Origin of the sequence: Tepidimonas sediminis, assembly GCF_007556605.1 — a bacterium.
Taxonomy (GTDB): domain Bacteria; phylum Pseudomonadota; class Gammaproteobacteria; order Burkholderiales; family Burkholderiaceae_C; genus Tepidimonas; species Tepidimonas sediminis.
Map to the genome: position 1 here is coordinate 48,856 of NZ_VJND01000008.1, position 20,649 is coordinate 69,504.

The following is a 20,649-nucleotide window of genomic DNA, read 5'->3' on the forward strand; positions in this document are numbered from 1 at the left end:
CGGATCTTCAGGTCGCGGCGCGCGCGGGCGCCACCGCCTGAGCCGGCGCGCTGCGCTCGGCCGGGATGCGGCCGGCCTGGATGTCCTCGTACCAGAGCTGATGGTGCTCGCGCGCCCAGGTCTCGTCGACGTAGCCGGTCTTCATCGCCTGGTAGGCACCCTCGGTGCCGAGCGTGCCCATGTAGATGTGGCCGATGAAGAGAGCCACCATCAGCAGCGCGGCGCTGGCGTGGATCATGTGCGCCAGCTGCATCTGCGCGCGCAGGTACTCCAGCCCCGGCACCAGCTTGTCCAGCACCAGCCCCGACGCCACCACCGTCAGCCCCAGCACGAACACGCCCGCCCAGAAGACGATCTTCTCGCCGGCGTTGAAGCGGTGGGACGGCACCTCGCGGTCGCCGAACAGGCCACCGAAGCGCACCAGCCACGCCCAGTCCTCGCGCCGGGGCAGGTTGTCGCGCACGAAGGTGGCGATGACGATGACCAGCGACACCGCAAACAGCGGCCCGACGAAGTTGTGCACGTTCTTCAGCGCGTAGGTCAGCCAGCCGAACAGCGTGGCACCGATGACGGGCCGCAGCACGTACTGTCCGAGCGCCATGACCAGACCCGAGACCGCCAGCAGCACGAAGGCGGCCGCGTTGACCCAGTGCGCCGCGCGCTCGAACGGGGTGAAGCGCTCGATCTTGCGCCCCGTCTCGGGCGCGTGCAGCTTCAGCGGCCCTTTGGTGAAGTAGAAGATCGCCACCGCCAGCAGCGCGATCAGCAGGAGCGCGCCGCCATAGGGCAGGATGACGCGGTTGCGCACCTGGCGCCAGGCCTCGCCGGCGTTGGTGGCGGCCACGCCAGGGTACTGCACGGTGGGCTGGATCAGAACGCCGTACTCGCGGTACGGGAAGTTGACCACGCCTTCGACGCCCTGCCCCACCTGACGCCACATCGGCGCGTTGTTGCCAGGCTGCACCTGGCCGCGCTCGGCGTTGCCCTGCGTGGCGTAGCCAGGCTGGCTGGCCGCATCCACCAGCGTGCGCGGCTCCCCCGCCGGGGCGGCGGGAACGGCCGGGGCCTGCTGCGCCAGCGCCGCAGCGGCCACCGTCAGCGACGCGGCCAGCGCCGCCAGGCGCGCCAGCGCGCGTGCGGCCTGGGTCGGGATCGTGCTCATGACCACACCTCCGGCTTCACTGGGCCGCGCCGCCCGGCGGGCGGCTGTATTCGTTCTGGCCGTACTGCGCGCGGGCACGCAGGTGCTGCGCCCACGCGTTGCGGTCGCCGGCCTGCCAGCCGGCGTCGGCGAACGCCGGCGCGGTGGAGCCGCGGTACGGCGGCTGGTCGGACTTGCTGCCGGTGGCGGTCTGCGGCCGCTCGCAGCCGGCCAGCACGGCCACGGCGAGCACGGCACCGACGGTGAGGGCGATGGGACGCGTGCGCATGATCAGGCCCCCGCCTTGGATTGCGTGCCGTAGGCCGTGCCCCAGCCCCACACTTCCGCACCCTTGCCGCGCTGCAGCACGCGAGTGCGGAAGATGTCGGCGATGACGTCGCCGTCGCCGGCCAGCAGCGCCTTGGTCGAGCACATCTCGGCACAGGCCGGCAGCTTGCCTTCCGCCAGGCGGTTGCGGCCGTACTTCTCGAATTCGGCCTGGCTGCCGTTGGGCTCGGGGCCGCCGGCGCAGAAGGTGCACTTGTCCATCTTGCCGCGCACGCCGAAGGTGCCCTGCCCCGGGAACTGCGGCGCCCCGAACGGGCAGGCGTAGCTGCAGTAGCCGCAGCCGATGCAGATGTCCTTGTCGTGCAGGACCACGCCCTCCTCGGTGCGGTAGAAGCACTGCACCGGGCAGACCGCCATGCACGGCGCGTCCGAGCAATGCATGCAGGCCACGGAGATCGAGCGCTCGCCCGGCACCCCGTCGTTGATCGTGACGACGCGGCGCCGGTTGACGCCCCAGGGAACCTCGTGCTCGTTCTTGCACGCCGTCACGCAGCCGTTGCACTCGATGCAGCGCTCGGCGTCACAGATGAATTTCATGCGGGCCATGGTCTGCTCCTCAGGCGCGTTCCACGTTGCAGATCGTGGTCTTGGTTTCCTGCATCATCGTCACGATGTCATAGCCGTAGGTCGTGGCGGTGTTGACCGCCTCGCCGCGCACCACCGGGGCGGCGCCCTGCGGGTAGTGCGCCAGCAGGTCCTGGCCCTGCCAGCGGCCCGAGAAGTGGAACGGCAGGAACACGTGATCCTCCGCGACGCGCGGCGTCACCAGCGCCTGCACGTTGATGCGCGCGCCGGTGGGCGTCGTCACCCAGACGCGGTCGCCGTTGCGGATGCCGCGCTGCGCGGCGGCGGCCGGGTGGATCTCGACGAACATCTCCTGCTGCAGCTCCGCCAGCCACGGGTTGGAGCGCGTCTCCTCGCCGCCGCCCTCGTACTCGACCAGCCGGCCCGAGGTCATCACGAGCGGGAATTTCTCGTGCAGCCTGTCCTCGACGTTCTTCTGCTGCAGCGTCTTGTAGAGGATCGGCAGGCGCCAACGCGTCTTCTGGTCGTCGTGCGTCGGGTACTTGGCGATCAGGTCGGGGCGGTTGCCGTAGATCGGCTCGCGGTGCTGCGGGATCGGATCGGGGAAGTTCCACACCACCGCCCGCGCCTTGGCGTTGCCGAACGGGTGGCAGCCATGGTTCTTCATGAATACCCGGATCATCCCGCCGGAGAGGTCGGTCTTCCAGTTCTTGCCCTCGGCGGCCTTCTTCTCTTCCTCGGTCAGCTCGTCCCACCAGCCCAGCTTCTTGAGCAGGATGTGATCCAGCTCCGGGTAGCCGGTGGTGATGTCGGCGCCCTTGGAGTGCGAGCCGTCCTCGGCCAGGAGGCTCACGCCGTCGCGCTCGACGCCGAAGTTGGCGCGGAAGTTGCCGCCCCCCTCCATCACGTGCTTGGAGGTGTCGTACAGGTTGGGCGTACCCGGGTGCTTGAGCTCGGGCGTGCCGTAGCACGGCCATGGCAGGCCGAAGTAGTCGCCGGTCAGGTCGTAGCCGGTCTCCTTGTCGACCACCTTGCCCTTGCACTTGAGCGTCTTGACATCGAAGGCGTGCATGTTGCGCATGTGCGCCTTGATGCGCTCCGGGCTCTGGCCGGTGTAGCCGATGGTCCAGACGCCACGGTTGATCTCGCGCAGGATGTCCTCGGGCACCGGCTCGTCCATGCCCTTGACCTTCTGCAGCTTGTAGTTCTTGCACAGCTCGTTGGCGAAGCCCAGGCGCTGCGCCAGCTGGTACATGATCATGTGGTCGCTGCGGCTTTCCCACAGCGGCTCGATGACTTTCTCGCGCCACTGGATCGAGCGGTTGGAGGCCGTGCACGAACCGCTGGTCTCGAACTGCGTGGCCGCCGGCAGCAGGTAGACGGCGCGGTTGGGGTTGAGGTCCTTCGGGTCACCCGGCATGGCCGCCATCGCCGCCGTGGCCGACGGATAGGGGTCGATGACCACCAGCAGGTCCAGCTTGTCCATGGCCTTCTTCATTTCCAGGCCACGGGTCTGGGAGTTGGGCGCATGCCCCCAGAAGAAGACGCCACGCAGGTTGGGCCCCTGGTCGATCAGCTCGTTCTTCTCCAGCACGCCGTCGATCCAGCGTGACACCGTGATGCCGGGCTTCTCCATCATGCCCTCGGCGTAGCGCGACTTGATCCACTCGTAGTCCACGCCCCAGACGGCGGCGAAATGCTTCCACGAGCCGGCCGCCAGCCCGTAGTAGCCGGGCAGCGAATCGGGGTTGGGCCCGACGTCGGTGGCGCCCTGCACGTTGTCGTGGCCGCGGAAGATGTTGGTGCCGCCGCCGCTGACGCCGACGTTGCCCAGCGCCAGCTGCAGGATGCAGCTGGCGCGCACCATCGCGTTGCCGATCGTGTGCTGCGTCTGGCCCATGCACCAGACGATGGTGCCGGGGCGGTTCTCGTGCAGCATGCGCGCCACGCGCAGCATCTGCTCCTCCTTGACGCCGCAGGCTTCCTCGACCTTGTCCGGCGTCCACTTGGCCATCACCTCCTCGCGCACCTTGTCCATGCCGTAGACGCGCGCCTGGATGTAGGCCTTGTCCTCCCAGCCGTTCTTGAAGATGTGGTACAGCAGCCCGAACAGGAACGGAATGTCGCTGCCGGAGCGGATGCGCACGTACTCATCGGCCTTGGCCGCCGTGCGCGTGAAGCGCGGGTCGACCACGATCATCTTGCAACCCAGCTCCTTGGCGTGCAGCATGTGCAGCATCGACACCGGGTGCGCCTCGGCGGCGTTGGAGCCGATGTAGAGCGCCACCTTGGCGTTCTGCATGTCGTTGTAGGAGTTGGTCATCGCGCCGTAGCCCCAGGTGTTGGCCACGCCGGCGACCGTGGTCGAGTGGCAGATGCGCGCCTGGTGATCGCAGTTGTTCGTGCCCCAGAAGCTGACGAACTTGCGCAGCAGATAGGCCTGCTCGTTGCTGTGCTTGGACGAGCCGATGAAGTACAGCGCGTCGGGGCCGCTTTCCTCGCGCAGCTGCTTCATGCGCGCGGCGATCTCATCGAGCGCCTGGTCCCAGCTGATGCGCTGGTACTTGCCGTTGACCAGCTTCATTGGATAGCGCAGCCGGTACTCGCCGTGACCGTGCTCGCGCACCGAGGCACCCTTGGCGCAGTGCGCCCCGAGGTTGATCGGCGAGTCGAACACCGGCTCCTGCCGCACCCACACGCCGTTTTCGACCACGGCGTCGATCGCACAGCCCACCGAGCAGTGGGTGCAGACGGTGCGCTTGACCTCGACCTTGCCGGTGCCGACGCCGGCGGCGGCCTTGTCTGCCGCCTTGGCGCGCTGCACCAGTGTGAGCTGCGAGGCCGCCAGACCGACGCCCAGGCCCAGCCCCGAGCGACGCAGGAAGGTGCGGCGGTCCACGGTGGGCAACGCGCGCGCCAGCCCGTGGCGCAGGCGGTCGACGAAGGCGCCCTCGCCATGGGCGTGGGCGCCGCGGCGGGAAGCGGAAGTGCGGGTCAGCAGCATGGCCGGTCTCCTGATGGACGGTCAGACGCGCGTCGTTTCGTAGTAGCGCTGCACGTGGGCGCTGACGTGGTAACCACCGCCGCGGCGCGGTGGCGTGGGCGTCGCGTCGGCGCGCACGGTCGGCGCGCCGGGCGCCACGGGCAGGACGCTGGCCGCCGCGGCGGCCGCGCCCACGGCACCCGCCGCAGCGAACCAGCGCCGGCGGGCGGTCTGGACGGGGGTCGGCTCGTGTTTCATGCGGGGTCTCCTCGGCAGAACGCGGATCGGGTCACGTGCCCGTTACGTTAGCGCGATCGCCGCCGCGGCACCAGAGGGCCGCGCCGCACCCCGTGGGCGCACCCGCCCCCCGGCGGCGGACGGGGTCGGAGGCCGCCGCGATCCAAGCAAAGTCCATTCCATCGCTGCATCAGCACACGCCAATGTTTGATGCGCTGCACACGAGGAGGGACACGCTCCCGGCCGCGCGGAAAGGGGGACCGGCCGCTCGCCTCCGCGCCGATCTGTCGCGACAACTTGTCGCGTCGGCCAGCCTCCCGGTCCACGGACGCTTTGTCACGTTGGCGACATTAGTCGAGCGAAACGCTCGGCTTTCCTACAATGCCTGCCGTGATGACAGCCATCGATACGACCGCAAGCCGTGCCACGGCCGCTCCCGCCAGCGGTGAAGGCAGCTGGCCCGAGGGGGCCATCCTGGTGGTCGACGACGAGCCGGGCATGCGCAACTTCCTGGTCAAGACGCTGGCGCCGCGCTGCCGCTTCGTCGCCGCCGCCGCCAGCGCCGAGGAAGGCGAGCGCTGGATGCGCGCGCAGCGCTTCGACCTCGTGATCCTGGACGTGGCGTTGCCGGGCATCAGCGGGGTGCAGTGGCTGCAGGCGCTGCGCGCGCAGGGCTACGGCGGCGAAGTGATCCTGATCACGGCGTTCGCCTCGCTCGATACCGCGATCGAGGCGCTGCGCGCCGGGGCGTCGGACTTCATCCTCAAGCCGTTTCGGGTGCCGCAGATCCTCAACGCCATCCGTCAGTGTCACGAACGCGCGCGGCTGCGGCGCGAGAACTTCGTGCTGCGCCGCGACGTGCGGCCTTCGCCGTCGCAGGATACGCCGCTGATCGGCGACTCGCCGGCCACGCAGCGCGTGCGCGCCGCCATCGAACGCATCGCTCCGATGCCCAGCACCGTGCTGATCCAGGGCGAATCCGGTACCGGCAAGGAGCTGGTGGCGCGCGCGCTGCACGCGCGCAGCCCGCGCGCGGGCGCCCCCTTCGTCGCCGTGCAGTGCGGCGCGCCTTCGGCCGAGCAGCTGGCGCACGAGCTGTTCGGGCGCGCCAGCGGCAGCCACGGCGCGCACGACGGGCTGTTCGTCTACGCCCAGGGCGGCACGCTGTTCCTCGACGAGGTGGCCGACCTGCCGCCGCCGGTGCAGGCCAGCCTGCTGCGCGTGCTGGAGGAGCGGCAGATCCGCCCGGTCGGCAGCCAGCAGACCGTGCCGGTGGACGTGCGCGTGATCGCGGCCACCAACCGGCCGCTGGCCGACGAGGTGGCCGCGGGGCGCTTCCGCGAGGATCTGTACTTTCGCCTGCGCGTGGTGGACCTGACGCTGCCGCCGCTGCGCGAGCGGCGCGAGGACATCCCGGCGCTGGTGCGCCATTTCGTCGAGACGCTGGCGCCGGCGCTGGGGGTGGCGCCGCTCGCGGTCGACGAGGAGGCGATGGCGCTGCTGCAGCGCTACCGCTGGCCCGGCAACGTGCGCGAGCTGCGCAACTGGGTCGAGCGCTCGCTGATCCTGGGCGAAGTCAACGTCTCGGCGCTCTATCCGCCGCTGCGCGAGCCGCTGCGCCCGCAAGCCGCCGAGGCCCCGCTGGATCTGGAAACCCTGCAGCGGCGCCACATCCAGGCGGTGCTGGACTCGGTGGGCGGCGACAAGACGCGCGCCGCGCAGCTGCTGGGCGTGTCGCGCCGCACGCTGGAGCGGCGCGTGGCGGAGTGGGCGGCGCAGGACGGCACGACGCGATGAACGGCTGGCGCCGCTGGCGCGCGCGGTGGGGCAGCTCGGTGCGCAGCCGGGTGCTGGCCATTGCGCTGGCGCCCCTGCTGCTGGCGCTGCCGGTGCTGCTGCTGGCGCTGTCGGCGTGGACCGAGATCGCCTACGACCGCCTGCTGCGCACCAAGGTGCGCGCGGACCTGGCGGTGGCACACGGCTACTTCGAGCAGGTCATGCTGGAGGTGGGGGCCGGCACGCGCGGCGTGGCCGAGTCGTACGCCCTGCACCGCCAGCTGCAGCGTACCGGGACGCGCCGCACCGCGGCGTCGGCCGCGCCTGAGCTGCCGTCGGCCTGGCTGGAGCAGGAGCGCCAGCGCCTGGGGCTGGACGTGCTGGTGCTGCGGCCGCCGCACGACCCCGTGGCGCCGCCGGCGCAGTCGCGCGGCAGCGCAGCGCGGCTGGTGGTCTGGGAGCCGGCCCAGGTAGCCGCGCTGGCGCCCCACCTGCTGCCACGGCTGGGCATCCCCTTGGTGCCGACACGCAACGCCGCGCCGACCGCCCGCACGGCCGAGGAGCGCGCGCTGCTGATGCTGGCCAGCGCTCCGCTGCCCGACGACGCGCCGCTGCCGGGCTGGGTGCTGCACGGCGGGCTGCTGCTCAACCGCAATCTGGATCTCATCGACCACATCAACCGCATCGTCTACCCCGAGGAGGCGCTGCCGTTCGGCAGCCAGGGCACGGCCACGCTGTTCCTCGACGACGTGCGCATCAGCACCAACGTGCGCCTGTTCGGCAACGAGCGCGCCATCGGCACGCGCGTGTCGCGGGCGGTGCGCGACGCCGTGCTCGGCGAGGGCCGCACGTGGTTCGACCGCGCCTTCGTCGTCAACGACTGGTACGTCAGCGCCTACGAGCCGCTGACCGACAGCGCGGGCCGCCGCATCGGCATGCTCTACGTCGGCTTTCTCGAGGCACCCTTGCGCTGGGTGAAGTGGGCGGTGCTGGGCGTGACGGTGGTGCTGTTCGGCTTGGTGATGGCGGCCACCGCCGCCTGGTCGCTGCGCTGGGCGCGCACGCTGGTGGAGCCGGTGGAGCGCATGCACGCCACGATGCGCCGCGTGGAGGACGGCGACGGTGGCGCGCGCGTCGGCCCGCTGGCCGCGCCGGACGAGCTGGGAGCGCTGGCGCGTCATCTGGACCGGCTGCTGGACGTCGTCGCCGAACAGACCGCGCATCTGCGCGCCTGGGCCGAGACGCTGGATCGCCGGGTGGCCGAGCGCACCCGCGAGCTGCAGGCCAGCCACGCGGCGCTGCGCCGCGCCCAGCAGCAGCTGATCAAGAGCGAACGGCTGGCCACCATCGGGCAGCTGACCGCCAGCATCGCGCACGAGATCAACAACCCGATCGCCGTCATCCAGGGCAACCTGGATCTGGTGCGCGAAACGCTGGGGCCGGGCGCCGCGCCGGTGCAGGCCGAGCTGGCGCTGATCGACGCGCAGGTCGAACGGATGCGCCTGATCGTCACGCGGCTGCTGCAGCACGCACGCCCCACCGAGTTCGCCGGCTACGTCGAACCGCTGGCGCTGGCGGCGGTGGTCGACGACTGCGTGGTGCTGGTGCAGCGCCTGCTGCAGCAGCGCGCCATCACGCTGCGGCGCGACGACCGCGCCAGCGCCCCGGTGGCCTGCAACCGCCAGGAGCTGCAGCAGGTCATCATCAACCTGCTGGTCAACGCCGTGCAGGCCAGCGCCGACGGCGCCTCCATCGAGGTGGCCAGCGGGGACTGGGTCGAGGACGGCGTGGTGGTGGGCGCATGGCTGGAGGTGCGCGATCACGGCCCGGGCCTGGCGCCCGAGGTGCGCGCGCGGCTGTTCACGCCGTTCTTCACCACCAAGCCCGACGGCAACGGGCTGGGCCTGTGGATCAGCCAGGGGCTGCTGGAGCGCTACGGCGGCCGGCTGGAGGCCGACAACCGACCCGACGGACCGGGGGCGGTGTTTCGCGTGCGGCTCTACAGCGAGCCGCGTGAGCCGCAGGCGGCCAGCGCCTGAGCCGGCCTCACGCCATCTCGAAGGCCTGCGCCTCCACCTGCACGAAGGCGCGCAGCAGCTCCGCCAGCGCGGCGTAGAACTGCGCCGCCGGGTGCGCCTGCAGCGCATCGCACAGCGCCGGTACCCACGGGTGCAGGTGACGCGCGAAGAAGGCGTGCTGACGCGCCAGGTTGCACACCTCGGCGTCGTCGCCGGCGATCAGGAAGCGCATCACCTCGCACAGGAAGGCGAGGTGGTCCTCCGGCTCGCTGACGCCGTCGGCGCGCGCCAGGCCGAGCGTGGCCAGCTCCTCGCGCAGCGCCGCCAGCGGCTTGTCGTTCAGGAAGCCGCTCAGATAGTGCGAGGCGTACAGGTACACCTCGGGCTTGCCGACGCCGCCGAACAGCGCCTCGTACTCGTCGCGCACCTGCTCGGCCGACCGAGCCCGCGCCTGCGCCACCAGCGCCTGCCACGGCGCCTCCAGCACCCCGCCGGGGGCCGGCGCCTCGGTCACGGCGACGCGCAGGCGCGCCAGCAGCTCCTCCGCCGGCGGCGCGGCCAGCAGCGCGGCCACGAGGCCGTAGAGCTCGGCGCGCGCGGTCTCCTCATCGAAGCCGGCGCGGGTGGGAAACGGCAGGGCGGATTCGGCCATGGCGCAGCTTACAGGTCGGTGATCTTGACTTCGTGGCTGGTGTGGATGTCGATGACGCGGCAGTCGCCGCACATCCTGAGCCGCTCGGCCGCCGCGCCCTGGAACATCGGGTGGGCGCTCAAGCGCGCCAGCATCGTCTCCACGCCCTTGAGCGTGCCGAACGGCTTGCCGCAACGGATGCAGTGAAACGGCGGCTGCTCGTGCAGCACGCGCGGCTCGCGCCGGCGCGCATCCAGCCACAGGCGCGGCTGCAGCGTGATGGCCTTCTCCGGACAGGTGCGCGCGCACAGGCCGCACTGCACGCAGTTCTTCTCGATGAAGCGCAACTGCGGCGCGGCCGGGTTGTCCTGCAGCGCGCCGGCCGGGCACGCGCCCACGCAGCTCATGCACAGCGTGCAGGCATCGGGGTTGACCTGCAGCGCCCCCAGCGGCGCACCGGTCGCGGGCAGCGGCACGACGTCATCGGCCGGGCGCTGCGGAGCCTGCGCGATCAGGTGATCCAGCGCCAGCTCCAGCGTGGCGCGCTTGTCGGCCAGCGCCGCAAACGTCGCCGGCTGCGCCACGCCCTGCGCCGGCGCCAGCGACCGCACCTCCGCGTCGAGCGCCGCCAGGTCGCGCGCATCGCGCGCCTGCAGCAGCCGCAGGTGCTCGCCGCGATAGCCCAGCCCGTGCAGGATGGCCTGCGCCACCGCCATCTGCGCCCGCAGCGCCTCGGCGTACTGCGGCGCCTCCTCGTCGGTCAGCAGCAGCCACACCTGGCTCGCGCCCCAGGCGATCGCCGCCAGCCACAGCTCCAGACCCGTGCTGGCGGTGTGCCACAGCGCCCACGGGATCACGCGCGCCGGCACGCCGTGCACGCCAGCATCCAGCCGCGCGGCACGCCCCCAGTCCTCCAGCAGCCGCTGGCCGGCGCCTTGGCTGTGCAACAGCAGCGCGGTGTCGCGCCCGCCGGCAGCGCGGCAGGTGGCCAGCAGCGTCTTCAGCGCCCGGCCCTGGTGCGCCGCATCGGGGTAGGCGAACGTCAGCGCGCCGCTCGGGCACACCGTGCTGCAGGCGCCGCAGCCGACGCACAGGTGCGGCTCGACGACGATGCGCTGGCGCTCGGCGTCGCCGCGGATGGCGCTGGCCGAGCACACCTCCACGCACGCCTGGCAGCCGACCTGCTCGTTGCGCGCATGCGCGCACAGCCGCTGCTGATAGCGGAAGAAGCGCGGCTTCTCGAACGTGCCGACCAGCTCGCGCAGCGCCCACAGGCGCGCGAGCCGCGCCTCGGCGTCCAGCCCCGGCGGCAGGTGCACGTAGCCCTGCGGCAGCGCGTGCTGCGTGAAGGCCGGCGCCGGCCGCAGGTCCAGCACGGCGTCGAACTCGGCCTGCTGCGGCTCGGCCTCGCGCGCGAAGTCGATCGCCCCCGGCGCCTCGCAGACGCGCACGCAGTCGCGGTGCGCGCGGCAGGCCTGCAGGTCGATCTGGTAGTCCAGCCCGATGGCGCCCTCCGGACAGGCGGCGATGCAGGCGTTGCAGCGCGTGCACAGGTCCAGCGCGATCGGGTTGTCGTCCACCCAGCGCAGCGTGAAGGCGCCCAGCCACCCGCTCAGACCCGTGATGCGCCCGGCCAGCACCGGGAAGCGGTGCGCCTGCGCCAGCGCCCCGCCGGTGCCCAGCAGCGTCACCTGCCAGACATCGGCCAGCCGCTCGGCCAGCGCCTGCGCCGCCTCCAGCGGGCCGATCACCAGCAGCCGCGCGCGGCTGCTGTCGTAGCGCACGGTGGGCACCGGCTCCGGATCGGGCAGACGCGCCGCGGCCAGCAGCGCCGCCATCTTGGGCGTGGCCGCGCGCGCGTCGCGCGACCAGCCGCCGGTCTCGCGCAGGTTGACGAAGCGGATCGGCCGCACGTCGGGCGGCGGCACCCCCTCGGTGGCCTCGGCCAGCTCGGCGAACAGCCGCTGCTCCTGCGTGCAGGCCACCGTCAGCGGCGCCTCGTCGCGTGCGGCGCGCTGGAACGCCGCCGCCTCGCGCCGGCACAGCGCGTGGTGCAGGGCCACCGGCTCGCCCAGCGCGCGCGCCAGGGCGGCCTCGTCGATCGGTTGCGTACGGTTGCAGGTGCAGGCCAGGATCGTCATCGGGCAGGCTCGGACGGCAGGACCACGGCGGCCGTGGCGGTGACGGACGGCTCAGGAAGCGGCGACGCCGCGGCATCACGGGCGGTGGTGTCCGCTGCGCCCGCCGGCGGCAAGGGCGCCGCCTCGGCAGCGGCCGCGGCCGGCGCCGGGGCGGGTGCGGACGCGGCGGGCGGCGTCCCCGACACGGTCGCATCCGCCCTGGTCCGTGCGCAAGCGCCGGCCTCGTCCTGCCGCGGCTCGTCGAACAGGCGCATGAACTGCGCCGCCACCATGCGCCGTGCCAGCTCCGCCGGCAGCGGGTCGGGCTTGGAGTAGTCGTCGATGTAGACGTCCAGCCCGTCCATCTGGTTGAAGTGCGGGTCGGAAAAGAGCTTGCGCAGCGCCGCGTTGCGCACCTCGGGCGGCACCTGCGGGCGCACGAACGGGCGGAAATCGGCATCAGGGGTGAGGCGCTGCACGTCCTCCAGCGTCGGCAGCGGCTCGGCCGTCTCGGCGGCGACGCGCGTCGGCTCGGCGGGCGCCGAAGGGGGCAAATCCTGCGCGGTGGCCGCCGGGCCGGCCGGCGCCGCGGGCCCGCCGGGCGCGGGCGCCGGCGGTTCCTGCGGCGGCAGCGGCGCGCCGGCGCGCGCCAGCGCCTTGCGGCGCGACCAGCGCGACAGGAAACCCTCGCCGTCCGTCGTGCTCATGCCGGACCTCCGCGGCGCATCGCGCCGGTGCTGATGCGAGCCGGCTGACCGAAGCGGTCGGTCAGCGGCTGAAAGCTCGCCGGCCGGGCGCGGCGCTTGGGCTCCGGCCGGTGGTGGCGCCGGGCGTAGTCGGCCAGCCACGCCACCACGTCCGGCGGGGCCGGCACCTGGTCGACGCGCTCCTGCGCATCCAGCCAGCGGCCGGCGTCGTGGTAGCTGAGCGTCACGATGAGCGGCTGCGGCAGGCCATCGTCGGCCTCCGGCTCGCGCCACAGCACCCAGAAGCACGGCGCCGGCGCGGTGACGTTGAGCAGGTAGCCCTCGGCGTCCTCCGGGTGCAGCGTCACCGGCAAACCGCCGAAGCCCCAGTGCTGCGAGCCCTCGGGGGCCGACGTACCCGCCACCGGCTCCAGCGGCACCGGCCCCGCCTCGGTGGCCGGCGCCGGCCAGGCGGTCGTGGCCAGCCCGGGCGGCGCAGCCAGCACCTGCACGTCCGCCAGCACCCAGCGCCACGGCTGCCAGCGCGCCATCGGGCCGCGCACCGGCTCGCGGCGCATCACCACGCCGGTGATCAGGCGCGGCCGCTCGGCGGCCGATGCGCTGGCGCTGACGGTCGTCGGGGTCGTCTCCACGCCGCGCACTGTAGCGCAAATCCCGCCCCCGACGCCGTCGCGGTCAATAGGTCTCCAGGTGCAGCCGGCCGTGCTCGCGCATCGAGGCGGCCAGCGTTTCCCAGTCCAACCCGGCGCCCGTGGCGATGTCGCGCAGCGCCAGCAGCACGCCCTCCTCCATCGCGCGCAAGCCGCAGACGTAGAAAAACGCGTCCGGATCCTGCAGCAGCGGCGCCAGCTCCGCCGCCGCCTCGCGCATCGCGTCCTGCACGTAGCGCCTGGGCTGCCCCGGCACGCGGCTGAACGCGAAGTGGACGTCGATGAAGTCACGCGGCAGCTTCTGCAGCGGGCCGAAGTACGGCAGCTCCTGCGGCGTGCGCGCACCAAAGAACAGCAGCAGACGCCCCCCCTCGAACTTGCCGCTGGCGCGCAGGCGGCGGCGCCACTCGGTCATCGCCCGCATCGGCGCGCTGCCGGTGCCGGTGCAGATCATCACGAGGTGGCTCTTCGGGTGGTTGGGCATCAGGAAGGTGCTGCCGAACGGGCCGATCACCTCCACCGTGTCGCCCACCTGCAGGTCGCACAGGTAGTTGGACGCGACGCCGCGCACCGGATTGCCCTGGTGGTCGGCCAGCACGCGCTTGACCGTCAGCGACACGTTGTTGCGCCCGGGACGTTCGCCGTTGCGGGGGCTGGCCACCGAGTACTGGCGCGGGTGATGCGGCCGGCCCTGCGCGTCGGTGCCGGGCGGGATGATGCCGATCGACTGCCCCTCCAGCACCGGAAACGGCAGCTCGCCGAAGTCCAGCACGATGTGGTGCGTGTCGTAGTCGGAGCCCACCTCGGTGACGCGCAGGTTGCCGACGCAGGTGGCACGCACCGACTTGCGCGCCGCCCGCGGCCCATAGAGGTTGACGTAGGGATGCGCGGCCGACCACGGCGGCACGGTCGAGCCGTAGCGCGCCGCCGTCATCGCGGCCGGCTCCGGCTGCAGCGCCACCGAAGCCGCCGACGGCTGCACGGCCTGCGTCGAGCCGCCCGCCGCCGCGCCAGCCTCGGCCCCCAGCGCGGCCAGCGCCACTTCGTCCAGCGGCGGCGGCAGCTCGTCCCAGCCCAGCTGCTCGGCCAGCGTGTAGGGCCGCGCGCGCGGCACCAGACGCCAGTTGTCGATCGCCCCCGTCGGGCACGGCGGCACGCACGCCATGCAGGCGTTGCACTTGTCCGCGTCGACCACGTAGTTGCGGCTGTCGTGCGTGATCGCCCCGACCGGGCAGGTGGCCTCGCAGGTGTTGCAGCGGATGCAGATCTCGGGGTCGATCAGGTGCTGCTGCACGACGGTGGCGGGCGCGTCCATGGCGCGGCGTCCCTCTCTCAGTTGAAGCGCACGTACTCGAAGTTGACCGGCTGGCGGTTGATGCCCATCACCGGCGGCGCGATCCAGTTGGCGAACTTGCCCGGCTCCACCACGCGCCCCATCAGGCTGGCCACGAAGGCGCGGTCCTCCTCGGTGGGCAGCCACTCGCCGACGTGCGCATTCCATTCGGCGTCGCTGACCACGCGGCCGTCGGGGCTGACCTTGACGCCGGCCAGCGTGCCGATGCGGCGGTTGAACGCCTTGTGCGGCACCTGCAGCCGGAACGGGATGCCCGCCTTCTCGATGATGCGGTTCCAGCGCTCGACGCCCCCGATCGAATCCTTGATGTAGTCGTCGCGCAGCACCTCGTTGAGGGCGTTGAGCATCGGCACCTCCTTCTCCACCAGCCGCCCGTCGACGACGTCGAGGATGCGGTAGGTGTCGTGCTGCAGCCGGTGGTCGTCGTTGCGCTTGCCCTCCTCGAAGCGGCCTTTCAGCCCCGAGCTGTAGAAGGTGGCGGCGTTGCTCGACTGGTCGGCGCCGAACAGGTCGATCGTGACGCTGAAGTGGAAGTTGAGGTAGCGCTGGATGGTGGGCAGGTCGATCACCCCGGCGGCGCGCACCTTGTCGGGCTCGTCGGTCTTGAGCTGGTTCATCACCTCGCAGGTGCGCTGGATGACGCGCGCCACCCCCGACTCGCCGACGAACATGTGGTGCGCCTCCTCGGTCAGCATGAAGCGCGTGGTGCGCGCCAGCGGATCGAAGCCGCTTTCGGCCAGCGCGCACAGCTGGAACTTGCCGTCGCGGTCGGTGAAGTAGGTGAACATGTAGAAGCTGAGCCAGTCCGGCGTCTTCTCGTTGAAGGCGCCCAGGATGCGCGGGTTGTCGCGGTCGCCGCTGCGGCGCTCCAGCAGCGCCTCGGCCTCCTCGCGGCCGTCGCGCCCGAAGTACTTGTGCAGCAGGTACACCATCGCCCACAGGTGGCGCCCCTCCTCGACGTTGACCTGAAACAGGTTCCTCAGGTCGTACTGGCTCGGGCAGGTCAGCCCCAGGTGGCGCTGCTGCTCCACCGAGGCCGGCTCGGTGTCGCCCTGCGTGACGATGATGCGGCGCAGGTTGGCGCGGTGCTCGCCCGGCACCTCCTGCCAGACGTCCTCGCCCAGATGGTCGCCGAAGTGGATCTTGCGGCCGGGCTCGGGCGGATTCAGGAAGATGCCCCAGCGGTACTCGGGCATACGGACATAGCCGAACTGCGCCCAGCCCTGCGGGTCGACGCTGACCGCGGTGCGCAGGTAGACCTCGTAGTCGTGCGAGCCCTCCGGCCCCATGTCGCGCCACCACTGCAGGTAGTTGGGCTGCCAATGCTCCAGCGCGCGCTGCAGCGTGCGGTCCTCGCTCAGGTTGACGTTGTTGGGGATCTTGTCGGCGTAGTTGATGCTGCTCATCGGGGGTCTCCTGCCGGGGGTGCCGGAAATGCAAGGGGGTGGAAGGGACCGCGGCGGCGCCGCCGCGGCGCGGATCGGTTTTCAGACGCGCTGCCAGTCGAAATGGGCCTTGGTGCCGGTACCGTAGACCTTCAGCGCGCCGCGCTCGCCCACCGCGTTGGGGCGCTGGAAGATCCAGTTCTGCCATGCGGACAGGCGGCCGAAGATGCGCGTGTGCATGGTCTCGTGCCCGCCGAAGCGCAGGTTGGCCTCCAGCCCGGTCAGCGCATCGGGCGACATCGCGGCGCGCTCCTCCAGCACCAGCCGCACCTCGTCGGCCCAGTCGATGTCGTCCAGCGCGGCGGTCACCAGGCCCAGCGCCGCGGCCTCGTCGCCATCCAGCGCACGGCCCAGCGCGGCGCGCGCGGCCTGCAGCGGGTCGGCCTCGTCGTGGAAGCGCCGCTGCAGGCGCGTCTGGTCGCTGACCATCGGGTAGCGGCCGAAGTTGGCCTCGTGCAGGCACAGGCGCGGCGCGCGCTGCGGCTCGTCGGGCAGCACCAGCATGTAGCTGCGGTCGGCCGCCAGCGCCAGCTCGGCCAGCGTGCCGGCGAAGCACGACCCCGGCTCGATGAGCGCCACCAGACTGCGCGAGGTCACGTCCAGCCGCGCCAGCGCGCGGCGCAGCAGGCCGGTGGTGGCGCGCACGAACCAGTGGTCGGCGTGCGCCTGCAGCGCGTCGTCACAGGCCAGCACCGCCGCGGCGTCGCCCTCGGTGCGCAACACCCAGGTGCCGATCGTCAGCTCGTTGGTGCGCAGGTGCAGGATGGCATCGTCCAGCTCGCGGCCCATCGCCAGCGGCCACCAGTCGGCACCGGCGGCCTCGATGCCGGCGATGTCCGTGGGCTGGGACCCGGACGGCGCGCGCACCGTCAGCGTGGCCACACGCCGCGCGCGGTCGATGGACACCTCGACGTGGCGGTACGTCACGCCGTCCGGGCCGAAGGCGCGCTGCAGCGGCGGCAGCGGCACCCCGCGCGCCTGCGCCGGCCGGTCGCTCCGGGCAGCCAGCCGTTCGGCGCGCTCGCGCACGACCTGCTCGAACTGCGCCGGCTTGGCCACGGCATCCACCAGCCGCCAATCCACCGCGCGCTGGCCGCGCACCCCTTCCATGCTGGTGCAGAACACGTCGGCCAGGTCGTGCCGCACGCGGCGCTTGTCGGTCAGGCGCGTCAGCCCGCCGGTGCCGGGCAACACCCCCAGCAGCGGCACCTCCGGCAGGCTCACCGCGCTGGAGCGATCGTCCACCAGCACGATCTCGTCGCACGCCAGCGCCAGCTCGTAGCCGCCGCCGGCGCACGCGCCGTTGAGCGCGGCCAGGAACTTCAGCCCCTCGTGGCGGCTGGAATCCTCCATGCCGTTGCGCGTCTCGTTGGTGAACTTGCAGAAATTGACCTTCCACGCGTGGCTGGACAGCCCCAGCATGAAGATGTTGGCGCCGGAGCAGAACACCCGCTCCTTCAGGCTCGTCACCACCACCGTGCGCACCTGCGGGTGCTCGAAGCGGATGCGGTTGAGCGCGTCGTGCAGCTCGATGTCGACGCCCAGGTCGTAGCTGTTGAGCTTGAGCCGGTAGCCGGGGCGCAGGCCGCCGTCCTCGTCGACGTCCAGCGCCAGCGTGGCGATCGGACCGTCGACCTGCAGGCGCACGTGGCGGTAGCGGCTGGGGTCGGTCTGGTAATCGACGACCGGGTCGGTGTTCGGGTTGGTGGTCATGACAGGCCTCGCAGCGTGGGGGCGGGCGCCTCGGGCGCCCAGACATGCACGATCGTGCATTCGTGACGCGCATCATACTGCATGAACCAGGGTGCATGCAACCCCCGGCACCCCGCCCGCCCTCCGTGAAAACCCTTATCCGCCCCCGGCGAGGGTGGCTCAGGCCGCCGAGGCCTCGGCCGCCCGGCCGAGCCAGGCCCGCACCTCCCGCAGCAGCAACGCGAACGTCTCCTCCAGCGGCTGGGCGCTGGTGTCGATCGTCAGGTCGGCCTTCGAATAGAACGCCGAGCGCCCCGCGAGGATGCGCTTCAGATCCTCCATCGCCTCGGCGCTGGCGGCCATCGGCCGCAGGTCGCCCTGGGCGGCGACGCGGCGCATGTGGTCGGCCGGCTCGGCCTTCAGCCACACCGTCGTGCAGTGCTGCAGCAGCAGGTTGAAGTTGGTCGCATCCGACACCAGCCCGCCCGGCGTGGCGATCACCACCTCGGGGTAGATCTGGATCACCTCCTCCAGCGCGCGCCGCTCGTAGCGCCGGTAGGCCGTGGCGCCGTACAGCGCATGGATCTCGCTGATGCTGCAGCCGGCGAACTGCTCGATCTGGCGACTGAGCTCGACGAACGGATAGCCCAGCGCCTCGGCCAGCCGGCGCCCCAGCGTCGACTTGCCCGCCCCGCGCAGGCCGATCAGCGCGATACGCCCGTGCCGCCCCACCGCGTCGACGCCGCCGCCGGCGCCGAACAGCTCGGCCAGCTTCAGGCGCGCGCGCCGCAGCTCGGCCTCGTCGCGCCCCTGCAGCAGCTCGCGGATCAGCAGCCACTCCGGCGAGGACGTACTCATGTCGCCGAGCAGCTCCGCCAGCGGGCACTGCAGCGCACGCGCCACCTGCACCAGCACCAGGATCGAGGCGTTGCCCGCGCCGTACTCCAGGTTGGCCAGGTGGCGCTCGGAGACATCGGCCGCCAGCGCCACCGCCTTGCGCGTCATGCCGCGGCGCGAGCGCAGCATGCGCACGCGCTCGCCCAGCGCCACCAGAAACGGCACGCGCGGCTCGCCGCCACCCGCGTCGGGCTGCGGCTCGGTGACCACCGGCAGCGTCAGCTGCAGGATCGGGTCGGGGCGCCCCTCCGCGCCGGGCGGCACGGCGGAGCGGCTGGCATCGAGGGAGTCGGCTTTCAAGATCGGCCCTTTCGCGATCCCGCCGCACGGCGCGGCCCTGATTCCGGGTAAACCCGGATACGCACGGTCGGCCGAAACATGCAGGATCGTGCATGTTGTGCCACAGGCACGATGCTGCATTTATACCCGCAACGACGACGCCTGCCCAGCCTGCCGCGGCAGGCCGCCCCCGACACCGAGGAGACCGACCCGATGCAACCGGAACTGCCGCCCGCCCCGCCGGCACGCTTCAACTTCGCCGCCCACCTGCTGCAGCGCCACGCGGCGTACCCGCAGCGCCCGGCCCTGACCGACGACCACGGCAGCCTCACCTACGGCGCACTGGGCGAGCGCGTGCGCCGCTGCGCCGCCGCGCTGCGCGCGCTGGGCGTGCACCGCGAGGAGCGCGTGCTCCTGCTGATGCACGACGGCTGCGACTGGGTGGTGAGCTTCCTCGGCTGCCTGTACGCCGGCGTGGTGCCGGTGGCCGTCAACACGCTGCTGACCGCGGATGACTACGCCTACCAGCTGCGCCATGCGCGCGCGCAGGCCGCGCTGGTCTCGGCGGCGCTGCTGCCCACGCTGGCGCAGGCGCTCCACGGCGAGCCGCACGAACTGCGCCACGTCGTCGTGGCAGGCGGGCCGGCGGCCGGCGCCGCGCTGCCCACGGGCGTGGCGCTGCACGCCTTCGACGACTGGCTGGCCGCCCACGCCCCGGCCGAGGCCGCGGCCGACACCCACACCGACGAGCCCGCGTTCTGGCTCTACTCCTCCGGCTCCACCGGCCGGCCCAAGGGCACCGTGCACACCCACGCCAACCCCTACTGGACCGCCGAGCTCTACGGCCGCGGCGTGCTCGGCCTCACCGAGCACGACCTCGTCTTCTCCGCCGCCAAGCTGTTCTTCGCCTACGGCCTGGGCAACGCGCTGACCTTCCCGCTCAGCGTCGGCGCCAGCGTGGTGCTGATGGCCGAGCGCCCCACGCCGCCGGCAGTGTTCGCACGCCTGACCGGCGCCACGCCGATGCTCGCCGGACGACGTCCGACTGTCTTCTATGGTGCGCCCACCGGCTACGCCGGCATGCTGGCCCACCCCGACCTGCCGCAGCGCGACCAGGTCGCCCTGCGCCTGTGCTCCTCCGCCGGCGAGGCCCTGCCGCGCGACCTCGGCGAGCGCTGGAAGGCGCACTTCGGCGTCGACATCATCGACGGCATCGGCTCCACCGAAATGCTGCACATCTACTGCTCCAACCGCCCCGGCGACGTCGCCTACGGCACCAGCGGCACACCCGTGCCCGGCTATGAGCTCGAGATCCGCGGCGACGACGGCCGCCCGCTGCCCCCCAACCCCGACGGCTCCATCGACATCGGCGACCTGTACGTGCGCGGCCCCAGCGCCGCCCTGCTGTACTGGAACGACCGCGAGCGCTCGCGCCAGACCTTCCAGGGCGCGTGGACCCGCACCGGCGACAAGTACACCCGCGACGCGCAGGGCCGCTACGTCTACGCCGGCCGCAACGACGACATGCTCAAGGTCAGCGGCATCTACGTCTCGCCGTTCGAGATCGAGGCCACGCTGGTGCGCCACCCGGCGGTGCTCGAAGCCGCCGTGATCGGCATCACCGACGCCGACGGCCTGACCAAGACCAAGGCCTTCGTCGTGCTGCGCCCCGGCGCCCACGCCAGCGCCGAGGAAATCCAGGCCCACTGCAAGGCGCTCCTGGCCCCCTTCAAGTACCCGCGCCAGATCGCCTTCGTGCCGGAGCTGCCCAAGACCGCCACCGGCAAGATCCAGCGCTTCCGGCTGCGCGAGATGGAGGCGGCACGCTCGGCGGTGGCCGCCTGAC

The 20,649-nt window shown here is 72.2% G+C and carries 16 protein-coding genes; 3 read left to right on the plus strand and 13 right to left on the minus strand.

Going from position 1 to position 20,649, the window contains the following annotated elements; translation table 11 throughout:
- Nucleotides 1–7: 7 nt before the first annotated feature.
- Genes Tsedi_RS07475 through Tsedi_RS07495 form a run of 5 tightly spaced genes read right to left on the minus strand, consistent with a single transcriptional unit; the run spans nt 8 to nt 5,255 of the window.
- Nucleotides 8–1,162: a formate dehydrogenase subunit gamma gene (locus tag Tsedi_RS07475; RefSeq protein ID WP_143895227.1), complete on the minus strand. Its 1,155-nt coding sequence runs from the start codon at nt 1,160–1,162 to the stop codon at nt 8–10.
- A gap of 16 nt (nt 1,163–1,178) precedes the next feature.
- The gene (locus tag Tsedi_RS07480; RefSeq protein WP_143895229.1) at nt 1,179–1,430 is read right to left on the minus strand and encodes a hypothetical protein; all 252 of its coding nucleotides are present in this window, start codon (nt 1,428–1,430) and stop codon (nt 1,179–1,181) included.
- Nucleotides 1,431–1,432: 2 nt separating this feature from the next.
- A complete protein-coding gene (fdh3B, locus tag Tsedi_RS07485; protein WP_143895231.1) occupies nt 1,433–2,035 on the minus strand; it encodes a formate dehydrogenase FDH3 subunit beta in 603 nt (200 codons plus the stop codon).
- A 10-nt stretch (nt 2,036–2,045) separates the two neighbouring features.
- Nucleotides 2,046–5,018 carry a molybdopterin-dependent oxidoreductase gene (locus tag Tsedi_RS07490; protein ID WP_143895233.1) on the minus strand — a complete coding sequence of 991 codons (2,973 nt, stop codon included), beginning with the start codon at nt 5,016–5,018 and terminating at the stop codon, nt 2,046–2,048.
- 21 nt (nt 5,019–5,039) lie between these two features.
- Complete coding sequence (locus Tsedi_RS07495; protein WP_143895235.1) at nt 5,040–5,255, minus strand: formate dehydrogenase; 216 nt, start codon at nt 5,253–5,255, stop codon at nt 5,040–5,042.
- Nucleotides 5,256–5,627: 372 nt separating this feature from the next.
- Between Tsedi_RS07495 and Tsedi_RS07500 the strand changes: the two genes are divergently transcribed.
- Both Tsedi_RS07500 and Tsedi_RS07505 read left to right on the plus strand, forming a co-directional pair.
- Entirely contained in the window at nt 5,628–7,031 is a 1,404-nt protein-coding gene (locus Tsedi_RS07500) for a sigma-54-dependent transcriptional regulator (protein ID WP_143895367.1), read from the plus strand.
- Nucleotides 7,028–9,049: a sensor histidine kinase gene (locus tag Tsedi_RS07505; protein ID WP_143895237.1), complete on the plus strand. Its 2,022-nt coding sequence runs from the start codon at nt 7,028–7,030 to the stop codon at nt 9,047–9,049. Before Tsedi_RS07500 ends, Tsedi_RS07505 begins: the two co-directional genes overlap by 4 nt.
- Before the next feature lie 7 nt (nt 9,050–9,056).
- Here the strand turns inward: Tsedi_RS07505 and Tsedi_RS07510 are convergent, their stop codons facing one another.
- The 8 genes from Tsedi_RS07510 to Tsedi_RS07545 form a co-directional block, all read right to left on the minus strand.
- Nucleotides 9,057–9,680, minus strand: a complete 624-nt coding sequence (locus tag Tsedi_RS07510) for a TorD/DmsD family molecular chaperone (protein WP_143895239.1) — start codon at nt 9,678–9,680, stop codon at nt 9,057–9,059.
- Nucleotides 9,681–9,688: 8 nt separating this feature from the next.
- Nucleotides 9,689–11,800, minus strand: coding sequence for a 4Fe-4S dicluster domain-containing protein (locus Tsedi_RS07515; RefSeq protein ID WP_143895241.1), 2,112 nt, complete (start codon nt 11,798–11,800; stop codon nt 9,689–9,691).
- Nucleotides 11,797–12,486, minus strand: a complete 690-nt coding sequence (locus Tsedi_RS07520; protein ID WP_143895243.1) for a DUF3306 domain-containing protein — start codon at nt 12,484–12,486, stop codon at nt 11,797–11,799. The genes Tsedi_RS07515 and Tsedi_RS07520 overlap by 4 nt, the downstream gene beginning before the upstream one ends.
- Complete coding sequence (locus Tsedi_RS07525; protein ID WP_143895369.1) at nt 12,483–13,043, minus strand: DUF3305 domain-containing protein; 561 nt, start codon at nt 13,041–13,043, stop codon at nt 12,483–12,485. The genes Tsedi_RS07520 and Tsedi_RS07525 overlap by 4 nt, the downstream gene beginning before the upstream one ends.
- 118 nt (nt 13,044–13,161) lie before the next feature.
- On the minus strand, nt 13,162–14,451 hold the full coding sequence (boxA, locus tag Tsedi_RS07530) for a benzoyl-CoA 2,3-epoxidase subunit BoxA (protein ID WP_143895245.1): 1,290 nt from the start codon (nt 14,449–14,451) through the stop codon (nt 13,162–13,164).
- Nucleotides 14,452–14,468: 17 nt separating this feature from the next.
- On the minus strand, nt 14,469–15,896 hold the full coding sequence (gene boxB / locus Tsedi_RS07535) for a benzoyl-CoA 2,3-epoxidase subunit BoxB (RefSeq protein WP_143895247.1): 1,428 nt from the start codon (nt 15,894–15,896) through the stop codon (nt 14,469–14,471).
- Nucleotides 15,897–15,977: 81 nt separating this feature from the next.
- Nucleotides 15,978–17,648 carry a 2,3-epoxybenzoyl-CoA dihydrolase gene (gene boxC, locus Tsedi_RS07540; protein WP_143895249.1) on the minus strand — a complete coding sequence of 557 codons (1,671 nt, stop codon included), beginning with the start codon at nt 17,646–17,648 and terminating at the stop codon, nt 15,978–15,980.
- A 159-nt stretch (nt 17,649–17,807) separates the two neighbouring features.
- Nucleotides 17,808–18,746, minus strand: a complete 939-nt coding sequence (locus Tsedi_RS07545) for a helix-turn-helix transcriptional regulator (RefSeq protein ID WP_425472746.1) — start codon at nt 18,744–18,746, stop codon at nt 17,808–17,810.
- A gap of 270 nt (nt 18,747–19,016) precedes the next feature.
- On the opposite strand from Tsedi_RS07545, the gene Tsedi_RS07550 reads away from it, so the two are divergent.
- Entirely contained in the window at nt 19,017–20,648 is a 1,632-nt protein-coding gene (locus Tsedi_RS07550; protein WP_143895253.1) for a benzoate-CoA ligase family protein, read from the plus strand.
- Nucleotide 20,649: the final 1 nt, after the last annotated feature.

Coding starts and splice junctions, on each gene's coding strand:
- Tsedi_RS07475 (WP_143895227.1), bottom strand. CDS start 1,162: ATGAGCACGATCCCGACCCAGGCCGCACGCGCGCTGGCGCGCCTGGCG.
- Tsedi_RS07480 (WP_143895229.1), bottom strand. CDS start 1,430: ATGCGCACGCGTCCCATCGCCCTCACCGTCGGTGCCGTGCTCGCCGTG.
- fdh3B (WP_143895231.1), bottom strand. CDS start 2,035: ATGGCCCGCATGAAATTCATCTGTGACGCCGAGCGCTGCATCGAGTGC.
- Tsedi_RS07490 (WP_143895233.1), bottom strand. CDS start 5,018: ATGCTGCTGACCCGCACTTCCGCTTCCCGCCGCGGCGCCCACGCCCAT.
- Tsedi_RS07495 (WP_143895235.1), bottom strand. CDS start 5,255: ATGAAACACGAGCCGACCCCCGTCCAGACCGCCCGCCGGCGCTGGTTC.
- Tsedi_RS07500 (WP_143895367.1), top strand. CDS start 5,628: ATGACAGCCATCGATACGACCGCAAGCCGTGCCACGGCCGCTCCCGCC.
- Tsedi_RS07505 (WP_143895237.1), top strand. CDS start 7,028: ATGAACGGCTGGCGCCGCTGGCGCGCGCGGTGGGGCAGCTCGGTGCGC.
- Tsedi_RS07510 (WP_143895239.1), bottom strand. CDS start 9,680: ATGGCCGAATCCGCCCTGCCGTTTCCCACCCGCGCCGGCTTCGATGAG.
- Tsedi_RS07515 (WP_143895241.1), bottom strand. CDS start 11,800: ATGACGATCCTGGCCTGCACCTGCAACCGTACGCAACCGATCGACGAG.
- Tsedi_RS07520 (WP_143895243.1), bottom strand. CDS start 12,486: ATGAGCACGACGGACGGCGAGGGTTTCCTGTCGCGCTGGTCGCGCCGC.
- Tsedi_RS07525 (WP_143895369.1), bottom strand. CDS start 13,043: ATGCGCCGCGAGCCGGTGCGCGGCCCGATGGCGCGCTGGCAGCCGTGG.
- boxA (WP_143895245.1), bottom strand. CDS start 14,451: ATGGACGCGCCCGCCACCGTCGTGCAGCAGCACCTGATCGACCCCGAG.
- boxB (WP_143895247.1), bottom strand. CDS start 15,896: ATGAGCAGCATCAACTACGCCGACAAGATCCCCAACAACGTCAACCTG.
- boxC (WP_143895249.1), bottom strand. CDS start 17,648: ATGACCACCAACCCGAACACCGACCCGGTCGTCGATTACCAGACCGAC.
- Tsedi_RS07550 (WP_143895253.1), top strand. CDS start 19,017: ATGCAACCGGAACTGCCGCCCGCCCCGCCGGCACGCTTCAACTTCGCC.